This window comes from Cupriavidus sp. SK-4 (assembly GCF_000611125.1).
GTDB lineage: Bacteria > Pseudomonadota > Gammaproteobacteria > Burkholderiales > Burkholderiaceae > Cupriavidus > Cupriavidus necator.
Genome location: NZ_JFJW01000068.1, coordinates 90,096 through 104,019, shown reverse-complemented (window position 1 = coordinate 104,019; position 13,924 = coordinate 90,096). Strand labels below are relative to the sequence as shown.

The window sequence follows — 13,924 nt, the reverse complement described above, 5'->3', positions numbered from 1 at the left end:
GCGCCCGCGCCAAGGCCGTTCCGGCCCACCCGGTTCTGTCCGGTTGGGCCGTTTGCATTGGCTCAGCCCAGGTAGTCCAGGATCGCCTGCAGCATCGCCGTCCCCAGCAGCGCACTGCGCGCGCCGTTCCAGCCGACCGCCGGATCCGGCAGGTCGGCATTGTCCTTGAATGGCATCTCCAGCGTCAGCGCCAGGCAACCGAAGGTATGCCCGATGTACTTGGACGCCAGCTTGAGCGCATCCGCGTTGTACTTGCTGGCCGCGTAGCCGTGCACATCCTGGAAATCCGGCGAGACCCGCTTGAAGGCCTCGATAAAGCGCTGCTGCTCGCGCCGGCGCGCCTCGGTAAAGCCCGGCAGCATCTCGCTGCCGGCGACGAAGTTGTACGGCAGTCCCTCGTCGCCATGGATGTCGAAGAACATGTCGCAGCCGCTGGCCTCGATGGCGCGGCGCACGTGGTAGACCTCGGGGCTGATATCCGGGCTCGGCGCCATCCACTCGCGGTTCAGGTTGGCGCCGGCGGCGTTGGTGCGCAGGTTGCCGCGCGCCGAGCCGTCCGGGTTCATGTTCGGCACGATATGGAACACCGCGCGCTCCAGCAGCTTGCGCGCAACCGGGTCGCCCGCCCACATGCCGGTGCCGGTCAGGCGCTGCAGCACGCCTTCGACAAACCATTCGGCCATGCTCTCGCCCGGGTGCTGGCGCGCGATCATCCAGACGGTCTTCTTGCCGGGGCCGGGCTGGCCCAGCGTGACGCGGGTCATGTCGCGCCCGTCCACGGTGCTGCCCAGGTGCGACAGCCGCGCCAGCGGCGAGCGCTGGCAGCTGGCCAGCAGCGACAGGTGGCGCTCATCCGGATACGGCTCGAAATACGCAAACCAGATGCTGTCGTGCTCGGGCGTGAACTCCACCGTCATCACCTGGCCGTCGAAGCGCGTCGGCACGCGGAACCAGTTGGCGCGGTCGTACGAAGCCACCGCGCGGTAGTCGCGCCATCCGTCCGGATAGGTGCAGTCGCCCGCGTTCAAGAAGTGCATCCGGCACGCCTGCCCCGCCGCGCCCTGCAGGCGGAAATGGAACCACTGGCGGAAGTCGGCGTGCGAGTCGGCGCGGATGCGCAGGCGGATATCGTCGGCGCGGTCGAGCGCCTCGACCTCGATGGCGCCGGAGTCGAATTGCGAAGAGATATGCATGGCGGCAGGCATGGCGGGCAGTCTCGTGGCGATGGGTTTCAGTCTTCCAGGCGGCGGCGGAACACCCAGCGGGTGGCATCCGAGGCCCCGGCGTCGAAGGCGTAGCCGTCTTCGGCAAAGCGCTTGAGCTTGTCCGGCTCGGTCACGCGCTGCGTCACCGCGTAGCGCGCCATGGTGCCGCGCGCGCGCTTGGCGTGGAACGAAATGATCTTGTAGCGGCCGCCCTTCCAGTCCTCGAACACCGGCGTGACGATGCGCGCCTGCAGCACCTTGGGCCGCACCACCTTGAAATACTCTTCCGAGGCCAGGTTGACCAGCACCGGCGCGCCTTCCTGCTTGATCGCGGCCATGTCGGCGTTGATCATCTGCGTGACATCGTCGCCCCAGAACGCGTACAGGTCCTTGCCGGCAACGTTGTCCAGGCGCGTGCCCATCTCCAGCCGGTAGGGCTGCATCCAGTCCAGCGGGCGCAGCACGCCGTACAGGCCGGACAGGATGCGGATGTGCTTCTGCGCAAAGCCGAGCTCGTCGGCCGACAGCGTCTTCGCGTCCAGGCCGTCGTAGACGTCGCCATTGAAGGCCAGCACCGCCTGTTTGCTGTTGGCCGCGGTGAACTCAGGCGACCAGTCGCCGTAGCGCGTCACATTGAGCACCGCGAGCTTGTCGGAGATATCCATCAGCGCGCCCACATCCTGCGGCGCCAGCTTGCGCAGGCGCTCGATCAGCATGGCGGAACGCTCGATAAAGCGCGGCAGCGTATGGGTCTTGAGGCGCGGGGGAGTCTCGTAGTCCAGCGACTTGGCGGGAGACAAAACGATGAGCATGGCAAAATCGCGGCAGTAGCCAAGGACAAACAAGCCAAGATTGTAGCGAATGCGCCTCGACACCACCGGAACCACCCTCTTCGCCAGCCCCGCCGGCATCACATCTGCGCCGCGCGTGGTGCTGGACTCCAATATCTGGGTGGACCTGCTGGTCTTCCGCGACCCCCATGTGGAGCCGATCCGCACCGCGCTGGAAGCCGGCACCATCGCCCCGGTGATCCGCGCCGACTGCCGCGAGGAACTGCGCCGGGTGCTGGCCTATCCGCAATTTGCCCGCTTTGACGTCGATATCGATGCCGCGCTGGCCACCGTCGACCGCCTCGCCAGCCTGGAAGCCGCGCCGCCGCAGGCCGACTACGACGCCATCAGCCTGCCGCGCTGCAAGGACACCGACGACCAGAAGTTCGTTGAGCTGGCGCACTTTGCCGGCGCCGCCTGCCTGGTATCGAAGGACAAGGCCGTGCTCAAGCTGCGCACCCGCCTGCGCCGCAGCAGCGGCGTGGAAGTGATGACGCCACCGGCCTTCGGCGCCTGGCTGGCAGCGCTTGGCGCCGCCAGCGCCGCCGATCCGCTTTAGAATGTCGGCTCCCGGCGCCGCCTACGTGGTGGCGCCGCACGCCTGATCGCATCCCGTCCCCACCGCATCGACACGTTCGCATCATGTCCGCAGACACCACCCACACCCAGTTGACGCCGCTGACCCCGCCGCCCTCGCGCCTGCCCGCCGTCGGCACCACCATCTTCACCGTGATGTCGGCGCTGGCCACCGAGAAGAACGCCGTCAACCTGGGCCAGGGCTTCCCGGACTTCGACTGCGACCCGAAGATCGTCGATGCCGTGACCGCGGCCATGCGCGCCGGCCATAACCAGTACCCGCCGATGGCGGGCGTGCCGCGCCTGCGCCAGGCCATCGCCGCCAAGATCGCCAGCCTCTATGGCCATCAGTACAGCTGGGACACCGAGATCACCGTCACCGCCGGCGCCACCCAGGGCATCCTGACCGCGATCCTGTGCGCGGTGCATCCGGGCGACGAGGTGATCGTGCTGGAGCCGTGCTACGACAGCTACCTGCCCGCGATCGAGCTGGCCGGCGCCACCGCCGTGCCGGTCACGCTGGAAGCGCCGGAATTCCGCGTGCCCTTCGACAAGCTGGCCGCCGCGATCACGCCGCGCACGCGCATGATCCTGATCAACACGCCGCACAACCCCACCGGCACGATCTTGCGCGCGGCCGACATGGACCAGCTGGCGCAGATCCTGGCCGGCACCGACATCCTGCTGCTCTCGGACGAGGTCTACGAGCACATGGTCTACGACGGCCAGCAGCATGCCTCGGTCTCGCGCCATCCTGAGCTTGCGCGCCGCAGCTTCGTGATCTCCAGCTTCGGCAAGACCTATCACGTGACCGGCTGGAAGGTCGGCTACGTGGCCGCGCCGGCCGCGCTGATGGCTGAGTTCCGCAAGGTGCACCAGTTCAACGTGTTCACCGTGAACACGCCGGTGCAGCACGGCCTGGCCGACTACATGGCCGATCCCGCGCCCTATCTGCAGCTGTCGGCGTTCTACCAGGCCAAGCGCGACTTCTTCCGCGCCGGCCTGGCCAACAGCCGCTTCAAGCTGCTGCCGTCGGACGGCACCTACTTCCAGTGCGTAGACTACTCGGCCATTTCCGACCTGAGCGAGGCCGACTTCGCCATGTGGCTGACGCGCGAGATCGGCGTTGCCGCGATCCCGGTCTCGGCCTTCTACACGCAGCCGCGTGAATCGGGCGTGGTGCGCTTCTGCTTTGCCAAGAAGGAAGAGACGCTGGCGCTGGCGCTGGAGCGGCTGGGCAAGCTGTAAAGACCAAAAGCAAACGCCCGCAACAGCTCGCGGGCGTTGATCATGCCGACAGCCTTCGCGTGCCGCCGGTCTGCTCCCCTCTCCCCCCCCCCCCCGTTGGGGGGAGAGGGGCAGGGGGTGAGGGTAGGCGCCGGCATACCAACGCCTTCACTTCGTTGACACTCCCCCCCCCCCCCCCCCCCCCCCCCCCCGGAGGGGGGGAGAGGGAGCACACATGCGGCAATTCAAGCCGCTTCGCTTACTACTTGCTGCGGCTCGCCATCAGCTCAAGATTGGCCTTGCGGTCGGCATTGACCTTCTGCACCGATTCACGCGCCGACAGCGTCTTCAGGTAGTCCTTGACCGGCAGGTCGGCCAGCAGGTCGGTGCCGTAGATGATCTTGGTGCACGACGACACCAGCGGCAGGTGCACCGCGGCGGCGCAGTCGGCCAGCGTGAAGGTGTCGCCAGCGATATACGGCGAGAACTTCGCCAGCCTGGCGAAGGCGGGGACATAGCGCGTCAGCAGCTTGTGCTGGCGGTCCTTGACGCCATCGCTGACCTTGCCGCCGAAGAATGCCTCGGGGTACAGCTCGCGCGCAGTCAGCTCCAGGTACAGTTCCATGAAGACGACGATCTCGCGCACCTTGGCGGCCTGGTACGGGTCGCCCGGCAGCAGCGGCGTCTGCGGATAGGCCGCCTCCACGTAGTCGACGATGGCTTCGGACTCGCACAGCGGGCCGGATTCGGTGATGATGTAGGGCACCTTGCCCGCGGGCGTGGCCGCCGGGTCGGTCTGGCCGATCCAGGCCAGCACCTCTTCGAACGGCACGTTCTTTTCCAGCAGCGCCAGCTTCACTTTGTTGTAGTAGTTGCTGGCGGCAAAACCGCAGAGCTTCAGCATGTCGTCTCTCTCCGTTATTGGAATGATCCCCGCATCGCACGGTGCGGATGTCGGGTGATTGTGGACCATCCGGGGTCTGCAGTGTACCGGCTGGCCGATCAGCGCACGCCGCCTGCCCCGCCGGACTGTTGCGGAAGGTGCAAAAAACGTACGATCGTGCTAATTTAACCACAACTTTTGGGGCAAATGATGAGCACTTTCACCATCGATACGCTGGGTATCGTCGGCACCGGCGCCATGGGCCGGGGCATCGCGCAGATCGCCGCGCAGGCGGGCCTGACCGTCAACCTGTACGACGCCAACCCGCAAGCGGTGGCCGCCGCGCGCCAGTACCTGCAGGACACGCTGGCCAAGCTCGCCGACAAGGGCAAGATCAGCGCCGCCGACGCCGAGGCCACGCTGGCCCGCGTCAAGCCCTGCGGCACGCTGGAAGACCTCGCCGGCTGCGACATGGTGCTGGAAGCCATCGTCGAGAAGCTGGAGGTCAAGCGCGACCTGATCGCCAAGCTCGAAGCGGTCCTGCGTGAAGACGCCGTCATTGCCTCCAACACATCGTCGCTGTCGATCACCGCGATCGCCGTTGGCGCCAAGCACCCGGGCCGCATCGCCGGCTACCACTTCTTCAACCCGGTGCCGCTGATGAAGGTGGTCGAGGTCATCGACGGCCTGTCGGGCAACCCCGCGGTGGGCGACACGCTGATGGCGCTGTCGCGCCGCATGGGCCATACGCCGGTGCGCTGCAAGGACATGCCGGGCTTTATCGTCAACCATGCCGGCCGCGGCATGAATATCGAAGGCCTGAAGGCCGCGCAGGAAGGCGTGGCCGAATTTGCCGACATCGACAACATCATGCGCGAGCAGGCCGGCTTCCGCATGGGCCCGTTCGAGCTGATGGACCTGACCGGGCTGGACGTGTCGCACCCGGTGATGGAATCGATCTACAACCAGTTCTACCAGGAACCGCGCTACCGCCCCTCGCCGATCACCGCGATCCGCGCGGTCGGCGGGCTGATCGGCCGCAAGGCGGGCGCTGGTTTCTATTCGTACTCCGATGGCCAGAAGCAGGTGCCGGCCGCCGCCGCGGTGCCGGGCGCGCGCCCGTCGAGCGTGTGGGTCAGCCACGCCAGCGAGCGCGGCCACGCCATGGTGACCAAGCTGCTGGGCGCGCTGGGCGTGACCCCGGAAGGCGGCAACAAGCCGTCGGCCGACGCGCTGATCATCGTCACGCCGCTGGGCCTGGACGCCACCACCAGCGCGCTGCAACAGGGCCTGGACCCGGCCCGCACCGTCGCCATCGACACGCTGCTGCCGTTCGAAGCCACCAAGCGCCGCACGCTGATGACCACGCCGGCCACCAGCGCCGCCGCTCGTGATGCCGCGCACGGCCTGTTCGCCAGCGACGGCGTGCCGGTCACGGTGATCCGTGATTCGGCCGGCTTTGTCGCGCAGCGCGTGCTCTGCTGCATCATCAATATCGCCAGCGATATCGCGCAGCAGCGCATCGCCACGCCGTCGGACATCGACCTCGCCGTCAACCTGGGCCTGGGCTATCCCAAGGGCCCGCTGGCGCTCGGCGATGCGGTCGGCCCGCAACTGGTGCTGGAGACGCTGCGCAACATGGAAGCGCTGACCGGCGACATGCGCTACCGCCCGAGCCCGTGGCTGTGGCGCCGTGCCGGCCTGGGCCTGTCGCTGCTGGCCGAAGAGCAGTAAGCCCGCCACCGCCCCACCGACCGAGCCACGCCCATGCCCGCACAGTTGCTTTCCCACCGCGTCGATTCGACCCTGGTGCTGACCATCTCGAACCCCGAGGCACGCAATGCGCTGCACCCGGACATCTACGCGGCCTCGCAGCAGGCGCTGGATCAGGCCGCGGCCGATGACTCGGTGCGCGCGGTCATCATCACCGGCGCCGACGGCATTTTCTGCGCCGGCGGCAACCTGAACCGGCTGCTCGGCAACCGCAGCCAGCCGCAGGAGGTGCAGGCCGCCAGCATCGCCCTGCTGAACGGCTGGGTCGAGTCGCTGCACGCCTTTCCCAAGCCGATCATCGCGGCAGTGGAAGGCGCGGCCGCAGGCGCGGGCTTCTCGGTGGTGCTGGCGTGCGACTTCGTGGTGGCGGCCAGCAATGCCAAGTTCGTGATGGCCTATGTCTCCGTGGGGCTCACGCCCGACGGCGGCGGCTCGTATGAGATCGCGCGCGCGCTGCCGCGCCCGCTGGCCAGCGAGCTGATGATGGAAGGCAAGCCGGTGGACGCGGCGCGGCTGGCGCAGTTCGGGCTGGTCAACCGCGTCACCGAGCCCGGGCAGGCACTGGACGAGGCCCTGCGCCTGGCCGCGGGCCTTGCCCGCCAGTCGCCGCACGCGGTGGGCCGCATCAAGGACCTGATCAACCACGCGGCCACGGCATCGCGCGCCGAACACCTGCTGGCCGAGCGCGACAGCTTCGTCGCCGCGCTGCATCACCCCGACGGCGGCGAAGGCATCAGCGCCTTCCTGGAAAAGCGCAAGCCGCAGTACCGCTGAAGCCGGGCGCCGGGCGCCTGGCTTTACCCGAACGGCCAGCCCGCGGCAGACGGGCATGCCGGCACAATGCAAGGAGACAACGCATGGAATTGCCGCCGTCCTCGCGTCGCCGCATCTACCTGATGCGGCATGGTGCCGTTTCATATTTCGACGAGGCCGGGCGCCCTGCCCTGCCCGAGATGGTGCCCCTCAACGAGACCGGCCGCATGCAGGCCACCGCCGCCGGCCGCGCCTTTGCCGCCGAACAGATCCGCTTCGACCGCGTCATCGTCAGCGGGCTGCCGCGCACCGTCGAGACGGCTGAGCGCGTGCTGGCCGAACTGCCCGGGATGGACGACGTGGTGCCGGAAGTCTGGCCCGCGCTGCAGGAAATCCGCGGCGGCGACCTGTCCGCCATCGCCGACCAGGACCTGCGCGACGCCTTCGTCGGCGCCTTCGAAGGTGAAGTCCCGGAAGACAAGCGCTTCCTCAACGGCGAGACCATCGGCCAGTTCCTCGACCGCGTGCTACCCGCGCTGGAGCGCCTGCGCGCCGATCCCGACTGGGACACGGCGCTGATGGTGCTGCATGGCGGCACCAACCGCGCCATCCTGTCGCAGGCCATCACCTGCGGGCGGCGCGTGTTCTTCGGCTCGATGCTGCAGACCGCGGGCTGCATCAATGTGCTCGACATGGGCGACGGCCCGCTCGACTGGGTGGTGCGCATGACCAACTACTCGCCGCCCACGCCCGTGCACAGCGGTACGCGCCACACCACCATGGAAGTGCTGCTGCACCAGTATTTGCGCGGACGCCAGCCGCAGGGCTGAGCGCACCGCGGACTTGATCGAATCCCAACCGATACCGAACAGAAAACCAACGGAGACAGCATGACGAGCAACGTATCGCACTTCGAGGGCACGCGCCCGGTGGCGGACCAGCAGCGCTTCGACACCGACGCGCTGGAAGCCTGGATGCGCCAGCACGTGGAGGGCTTTGCCGGCCCGCTGACCGTGGAGCAGTTCAAGGGCGGCCAGTCCAACCCGACCTTCAAGCTGGTCACGCCGGGCCAGACCTACGTGATGCGCGCCAAGCCCGGCCCCAAGAGCAAGCTGCTGCCTTCGGCGCACGCGATCGAGCGCGAATACCGCGTGATGGCCGCGCTGGCCGGCAGCGACGTGCCGGTGGCGCGCATGTACGCGCTGTGCGAGGACGAGTCCGTGATCGGCCGCGCCTTCTACATCATGGAGTTCGTCGCCGGCCGCGTGCTGTGGGACCAGTCGCTGCCGGGCATGAGCACCGCCGAGCGCAGCGCCATCTACGACGAGATGAACCGCGTCATCGCCGCGCTGCACACGGTCGACTACAACGCCATCGGCCTGGGCGACTACGGCAAGCCCGGCAACTACTTCCAGCGCCAGATCGAGCGCTGGACCAAGCAGTACAAGCTGTCCGAGACCGAATCGATCCCGTCGATGGACGCGCTGATGGACTGGCTGCCGCAGCATATCCCGCAGGAAGACGCTGACCTGACCTCGATCGTGCATGGCGACTACCGGCTGGACAACCTGATGTTCCATCCGACCGAGCCGCGCGTGCTGGCGGTGCTGGACTGGGAACTGTCCACGCTGGGCCACCCGATGGCCGACTTCAGCTACCACTGCATGAGCTGGCATATCGCCCCGGGCCAGTTCCGCGGCATTGCAGGCGTGGACTTCGCCGTGCTGGGCATCCCCGACGAAGCCAGCTACCGCCGCCTGTACGAGCAGCGCACCGGCCGGCCGATCACCGGCGACTGGAACTTCTACCTGGCCTTCAGCATGTTCCGCATCGCCGGCATCCTGCAGGGGATCATGAAGCGCGTGGTGGACGGCACCGCGTCGTCGGCGCAGGCGCTGGACGCGGGCAAGCGCGCGCGGCCGATGGCGGAGATGGGGTGGCAGTACGCGCAGAAGGCGAAGGGCTGACGCGGCAACGGCTGCAGCAAGAAAACGGGCGCCGAGGCGCCCGCTTTTTCATCCGCATCGCGCGGCGCTCAATCCCCCAGCGCCACCCCTTCCCGCCGCGGGTCCGCACCACCCGCCCACACCACCTTGCCGTCAGGCCCCTGCTTGCGCATGATGGCCTGCGTGCCGCTGGTCATCTCGATCTCGGCCACCTGGTGGCCGCGCTGCTGCAGTGCCTGCACCAGGCCCGGCGACACCAGCCCCTTCTCCACCTCGGTCGGGCCGTTGCGGCTGCCGAAGTTGCCCATGCCGATGGCCGCCTGCACGTCCATGTTCCAGTCCAGCATGCCGACCAGTGTCTTGGACACATACTCGATGATCTGCGAGCCGCCCGGCGAGCCGACTGTGGCGACCAGCTGGCCGCTCTCGCGGTCGAACACCAGCGTCGGCGCCATCGACGAGCGCGGGCGCTTGCCCGGCTGCACGCGGTTGGCCACCGGCTTGCCGTTCTCGCTCGGCACGAAGGAGAAGTCGGTCAGTTGGTTGTTCAGCATGAAGCCGCGCACCATCAGATGGGAACCGAAGTACGACTCGATCGTGGTGGTCATTGAAATCGCCCCGCCGCGGCCATCGACCGCAACGATCTGCGAGGTGGAAACGCGCGGCGGCGAACGATCGGGCGCGTAAGCCATCGCCGTGCCCGGCGGCACCCCCGGCTGGGCCTTGCCCATGCTCTTGTCGCCGATCAGCTCCGCGCGCGTGGCAAGGTAGGACGGGCTGACCAGGCCGGTCACGTTGACCGGCACGAAGTCGGCATCGGCCACGTACAGGCCACGGTCGGCGTAGGCCAGGCGGTCGGCTTCAGAGATCGCGTGGACCGCGTCGGGATTGGCCTCCATCACCGCCGGCGTGTTCACGCCCTGCGGCTTGAGCGCGGCCAGCGCGTACCTGGGATTCTTGGTCTCAAGCGCCTGCAGCGTGCCCAGGATCTGCGCGATGGCGATGCCGCCCGACGACGGCGGCGGCATGCCGCAGATCTTCCAGCGCTTGTAGTCGGTACAGACCGGCACGCGCTGCTTGGCCCGGTAGCTGCCCAGGTCAGCCAGCGACAGCGAGCCGGCATTGCTGCCGCCGTTGACCTTGGCGACGATATCGCGCGCGATCGGCCCGTTGTAGAGCACGCCGGCACCGCGCCGGGCGACATCGCGCAGGGTCTGCGCCAGCTTCGGGTTCTTCAGCACCGTGCCGGCCGGCTTGGGCTTGCCCTGTGCATCCAGGAAGTACGCGGCCATCTCCGGCGAATTGGCCAGGAACTTGTCGGCCGCCACCTGCGTGTACAGCCGCTGCGAGATCGGGAAGCCCTTTTCCGCCAGGTCGATGGCGGGCTGGAACAGCTTGGCCCACGGCAGGCGGCCGTGCTTCTGGTGCGCCATTTCCAGCGCGCGCATCACGCCGGGCGTGCCGACAGAGCGGCCGCCGATCTGGGCCTCGCTGAACTCCATGGGCTTGCCGTCGGGGCGCAGGAACAGGTTTTCGGTGGCGCCGGCAGGGGCGGTCTCGCGGCCGTCGAAGGCCTGAACGTTCTTGCCGTCCCAGTACATGATGAAGGCGCCGCCGCCGATGCCGGTGGCCTGCGGCTCGACCAGCGTCAGCACGGCCTGCATCGCGATGGCGGCATCGATGGCCGAGCCGCCCTGGCGCAGGATGGCGCGCCCGGCCTCGCTCGCCAGCGGGTTGGCCGCGGCGGCCATATGGCGCTGCGCGTAGGCCGTGGACATGCCGGGGCGATAGCCGGACGACACTTCCGGTGCCGGCGGCATCGCGGCCGGAGGCGTGGTCGCGGCCGGCGCGGCAGTCGCGGCCGGCGTGGCGGTCCCTCCGCCCGGGGTACCACAAGCACCGAGCAGCGCCGTCAGGGCAAGGGCCAGCGCGCCGCGCCATGCCATCGAAGAGAGGTCAGGGTGAGCCATGCGATATCTCCTGGGGAAGGATCAAACGATTGTAGTGGCGATCGGCGCATCCTGGGGCAAGAAAGTCTGACTGCCGCCACATGAGGGGGCCACATGCAGGTGCAGAAAAAATCCTCCCGGTTTAACCCCGATCGCTCGCCTGCGCCGTTTCATCGACAGGCCGTCATGACCGGGGACCCGCCCCGCGGCCGCTCAGGAGAACAACATGCAACTTCGCGCACCGGCCGTCATTTCCAGTCTTGCCGCCGCACTGGCGCTGTCGGCCTGCGGCGGGCATTCGCCGTCGCTTCCTCAGGAAGTGGCACAGCCTGTGCCGCAACCCGCAGCGCCGGCGCCCACGCACGACCACGCCGCCAAGGCTGGCCAGGCAGCACCCGCCATGGAAATGCACGCCATCGCCCCGCGCGCCGCGCGGGCGTCGCCCTACCACCTGCCGCCGCCGGCGCCGGCCGAGCGCGAACGCTACGGCGCCATCGAGGAAAACGGCGTCAGGCTGGTGGCGCAGGCGCCGGTATCCACCTTCAGCATCGATGTCGATACCGGCAGCTACAGCAATATGCGGCGCATGCTCAATGCCGGGCGCGTGCCGCCGGCCGATGCGGTGCGCGTGGAAGAGTTGCTGAACTACTTCCCCTATGACTATGCCCAGCCCGCCGATGGCCGCCCGTTCGCCGTGCATGCCGCGCTGGCGCCCGCGCCCTGGCACCCGGCCAATGTGCTGCTGCGCATCGGCATCAAGGGCAAGGACATGGCCAGCGGCGTGCTGCCGCCCGCCAACCTGGTATTCCTGGTGGATGTGTCGGGATCGATGAACTCGCCGGACAAGCTGCCGCTGCTGAAGTCCTCGCTCAAGCTGCTGGTGAACAAGCTGCGCCCGCAAGACCGCATCACGCTGGTCACCTATGCCAGCGGCACGCGCGTGGCGCTGCCGCCCACGCCGGGCAGCGACAAGACCGCCATCAGCGCCGCCATCGACCAGCTCGTGGCCGGGGGCAGCACCGCCGGCGCCAGCGGCATTGCGCTGGCCTACCAGGCCGCGCAGCAGACCTTTATCGCCGGCGGCATCAACCGCGTGCTGCTGGCCACCGACGGCGACTTCAACGTGGGCGTGACCGACTTCCGGCAGCTCAAGAGCATGGTGGAAGAGAAGCGCAAGTCCGGCGTGTCGCTGTCCACGCTCGGCTTCGGCACCGGCAACTACAACGAGCAGCTGATGGAGCAGCTGGCCGATGCCGGCGACGGCGCCTATTCGTATATCGACAACCTGATGGAAGGCAACAAGGTGCTGGTCAGCGAGATCAGCTCGACCCTGGCCACCATCGCGCGCGACGTGAAGATCCAGGTGGAATTCAATCCGGCCACGGTGAAGGAATACCGGCTGATCGGCTACGAGAACCGCATGCTGGCGCGCGAGGACTTCAACAACGACAAGGTCGATGCCGGCGATATCGGCGCGGGCCACACCGTGACGGCGCTGTATGAGCTGACGCTGGCCGGCCAGGCCGGGCTGGTCGATCCGCTGCGCTACCAGCCGGCCGCACCCGCGCCGGGGCGCGACGGGGAGCTGGCGCACATCAAGTTGCGCTACAAGCTGCCCGCCGCCAGCACCAGCCAGTTGATGGGCATCACCGTCGCGCGGCAGGCCATCCGCCCCCTGGCGCAAGGCGATGACGACTTCCGCTTTGCCGCGGCGGTGGCCGGTTTCGGCCAGGTGCTGCGCGGCGGCAAGTTCACCGGCGACTGGCGCTACGCCGATGCCCGCGTGCTGGCCCAGAGCGCCCGCGGCACCGACCGCTTTGGCTATCGGGGCGAGTTCCTCAAGCTGGTGGACCTGGCACAGAGCCTGGCCACGGCCAGTCCGGCCGGCGCCACCAGCGGCGGGCCGGCCGAGCGTGCGGCACGCTGACACCAGCCCGGGCCGCAAGTCGGCGCAAGGCGGCGCGGCAGACTGTCGCGCCGCCTTGCGCTCTCCTATACTCGGGCGCATGCAGGCACCCGACCCCGCCCCTTCCGCTGCGCCCACAGCCGCCACGCCCGGCCCCGCGCTGTCGGCGCTGCCCGACCATGACCTGATGCTGCTGGTGGCGGGCGGCATTATCGAGCAGCCCGTCACCGAGCTGTTCCGCCGCCATAACGCCGGCCTCTACAACTACGTGGCCTGGCTGTGCCAGGGCAACCGCGGCGAAGCGGAAGACATCGCGCAGAAGACCTGGGTCAAGCTGATGACCCGCTGCGGCGACTACCAGCCGGACGCGGCGTTCCGCACCTTCCTGTTCCAGATCGCGCGCAATACCTGGCTCGACCAGGTGCGCAGCGCCGATGCGCGCCAGCGCGAAGCGCTGGACGACCAGCCAGCGGAGATGCCGGCCGACGACCTGTCGCCGGAAGCAGAGCTGCAGTTGCGCCAGCACGCGCACCACGTGCATCGCGCGCTGCTGCAGCTGCCCGTCGCCCAGCGCGAGGTGGTGGTGCTGCGCTTCTTCAGCGACATGAGCGTCGAAGAGATTGCGCAGATGCTCGGCGAGAAGTTCGAGACGGTGAAGAGCCGGCTGCGCTATGCGTTCGCGCGCCTGCGCGCAGACCTGGCCGGCAGCGTGCCGGGCTCGCCGGAGACGCCGTCGTGAACGCGGCCGACCGTTTTATCGACGGCAAGGACCGGCTTTCGGCACTGCTGCGGCAGCTGCCCGCTTACGCGCCGTCCGATGCGCTGGCGGAGTCGGTGCACGCGGCCGCGCGTGCGGCACAACAGGAAGCGGACCGC

The 13,924-nt window shown here is 68.4% G+C and carries 12 protein-coding genes; 8 read left to right on the top strand and 4 right to left on the bottom strand.

Going from position 1 to position 13,924, the window contains the following annotated elements:
- Window positions 1–62: 62 nt before the first annotated feature.
- A complete protein-coding gene (locus CF68_RS14955) occupies window positions 63–1,205 on the bottom strand; it encodes a M14-type cytosolic carboxypeptidase (RefSeq protein WP_035820022.1) in 1,143 nt (380 codons plus the stop codon).
- A 26-nt stretch (window positions 1,206–1,231) separates the two neighbouring features.
- Window positions 1,232–2,017, bottom strand: coding sequence for a peroxide stress protein YaaA (gene yaaA, locus CF68_RS14950; protein ID WP_035820047.1), 786 nt, complete (start codon window positions 2,015–2,017; stop codon window positions 1,232–1,234).
- Window positions 2,018–2,066: 49 nt separating this feature from the next.
- Between yaaA and CF68_RS14945 the strand changes: the two genes are divergently transcribed.
- The gene (locus CF68_RS14945; RefSeq protein ID WP_035820020.1) at window positions 2,067–2,594 is read left to right on the top strand and encodes a putative toxin-antitoxin system toxin component, PIN family; all 528 of its coding nucleotides are present in this window, start codon (window positions 2,067–2,069) and stop codon (window positions 2,592–2,594) included.
- Window positions 2,595–2,677: 83 nt separating this feature from the next.
- Window positions 2,678–3,859, top strand: coding sequence for a pyridoxal phosphate-dependent aminotransferase (locus tag CF68_RS14940; RefSeq protein WP_035820018.1), 1,182 nt, complete (start codon window positions 2,678–2,680; stop codon window positions 3,857–3,859).
- Window positions 3,860–4,100: 241 nt separating this feature from the next.
- Here the strand turns inward: CF68_RS14940 and CF68_RS14935 are convergent, their stop codons facing one another.
- Window positions 4,101–4,742, bottom strand: a complete 642-nt coding sequence (locus CF68_RS14935) for a glutathione S-transferase (RefSeq protein WP_035820016.1) — start codon at window positions 4,740–4,742, stop codon at window positions 4,101–4,103.
- Between the two features lie 189 nt (window positions 4,743–4,931).
- Between CF68_RS14935 and CF68_RS14930 the strand changes: the two genes are divergently transcribed.
- From CF68_RS14930 to CF68_RS14915, 4 genes are all read left to right on the top strand, one after another.
- Window positions 4,932–6,455, top strand: coding sequence for a 3-hydroxyacyl-CoA dehydrogenase (locus CF68_RS14930; RefSeq protein WP_035820014.1), 1,524 nt, complete (start codon window positions 4,932–4,934; stop codon window positions 6,453–6,455).
- Between the two features lie 33 nt (window positions 6,456–6,488).
- Entirely contained in the window at window positions 6,489–7,268 is a 780-nt protein-coding gene (locus CF68_RS14925) for an oxepin-CoA hydrolase, alternative type (protein WP_013956061.1), read from the top strand.
- 83 nt (window positions 7,269–7,351) lie between these two features.
- Window positions 7,352–8,077 carry a histidine phosphatase family protein gene (locus tag CF68_RS14920; RefSeq protein ID WP_035820012.1) on the top strand — a complete coding sequence of 242 codons (726 nt, stop codon included), beginning with the start codon at window positions 7,352–7,354 and terminating at the stop codon, window positions 8,075–8,077.
- A 60-nt stretch (window positions 8,078–8,137) separates the two neighbouring features.
- Window positions 8,138–9,214: a phosphotransferase gene (locus CF68_RS14915; RefSeq protein WP_035820010.1), complete on the top strand. Its 1,077-nt coding sequence runs from the start codon at window positions 8,138–8,140 to the stop codon at window positions 9,212–9,214.
- 68 nt (window positions 9,215–9,282) lie between these two features.
- Here CF68_RS14915 and ggt read toward each other — a convergent pair whose 3' ends face one another.
- Complete coding sequence (ggt, locus tag CF68_RS14910; RefSeq protein WP_035820008.1) at window positions 9,283–11,163, bottom strand: gamma-glutamyltransferase; 1,881 nt, start codon at window positions 11,161–11,163, stop codon at window positions 9,283–9,285.
- Between the two features lie 205 nt (window positions 11,164–11,368).
- Between ggt and CF68_RS14905 the strand changes: the two genes are divergently transcribed.
- Together CF68_RS14905 and CF68_RS14900 are read left to right on the top strand one after the other, a co-directional pair.
- Window positions 11,369–13,069 (top strand): VWA domain-containing protein, encoded by a 1,701-nt coding sequence (locus CF68_RS14905; RefSeq protein ID WP_035820006.1) that lies wholly within the window; start codon window positions 11,369–11,371, stop codon window positions 13,067–13,069.
- Between the two features lie 79 nt (window positions 13,070–13,148).
- On the top strand, window positions 13,149–13,787 hold the full coding sequence (locus CF68_RS14900) for a sigma-70 family RNA polymerase sigma factor (protein WP_035820004.1): 639 nt from the start codon (window positions 13,149–13,151) through the stop codon (window positions 13,785–13,787).
- The last annotated feature ends 137 nt before the right edge of the window (window positions 13,788–13,924 follow it).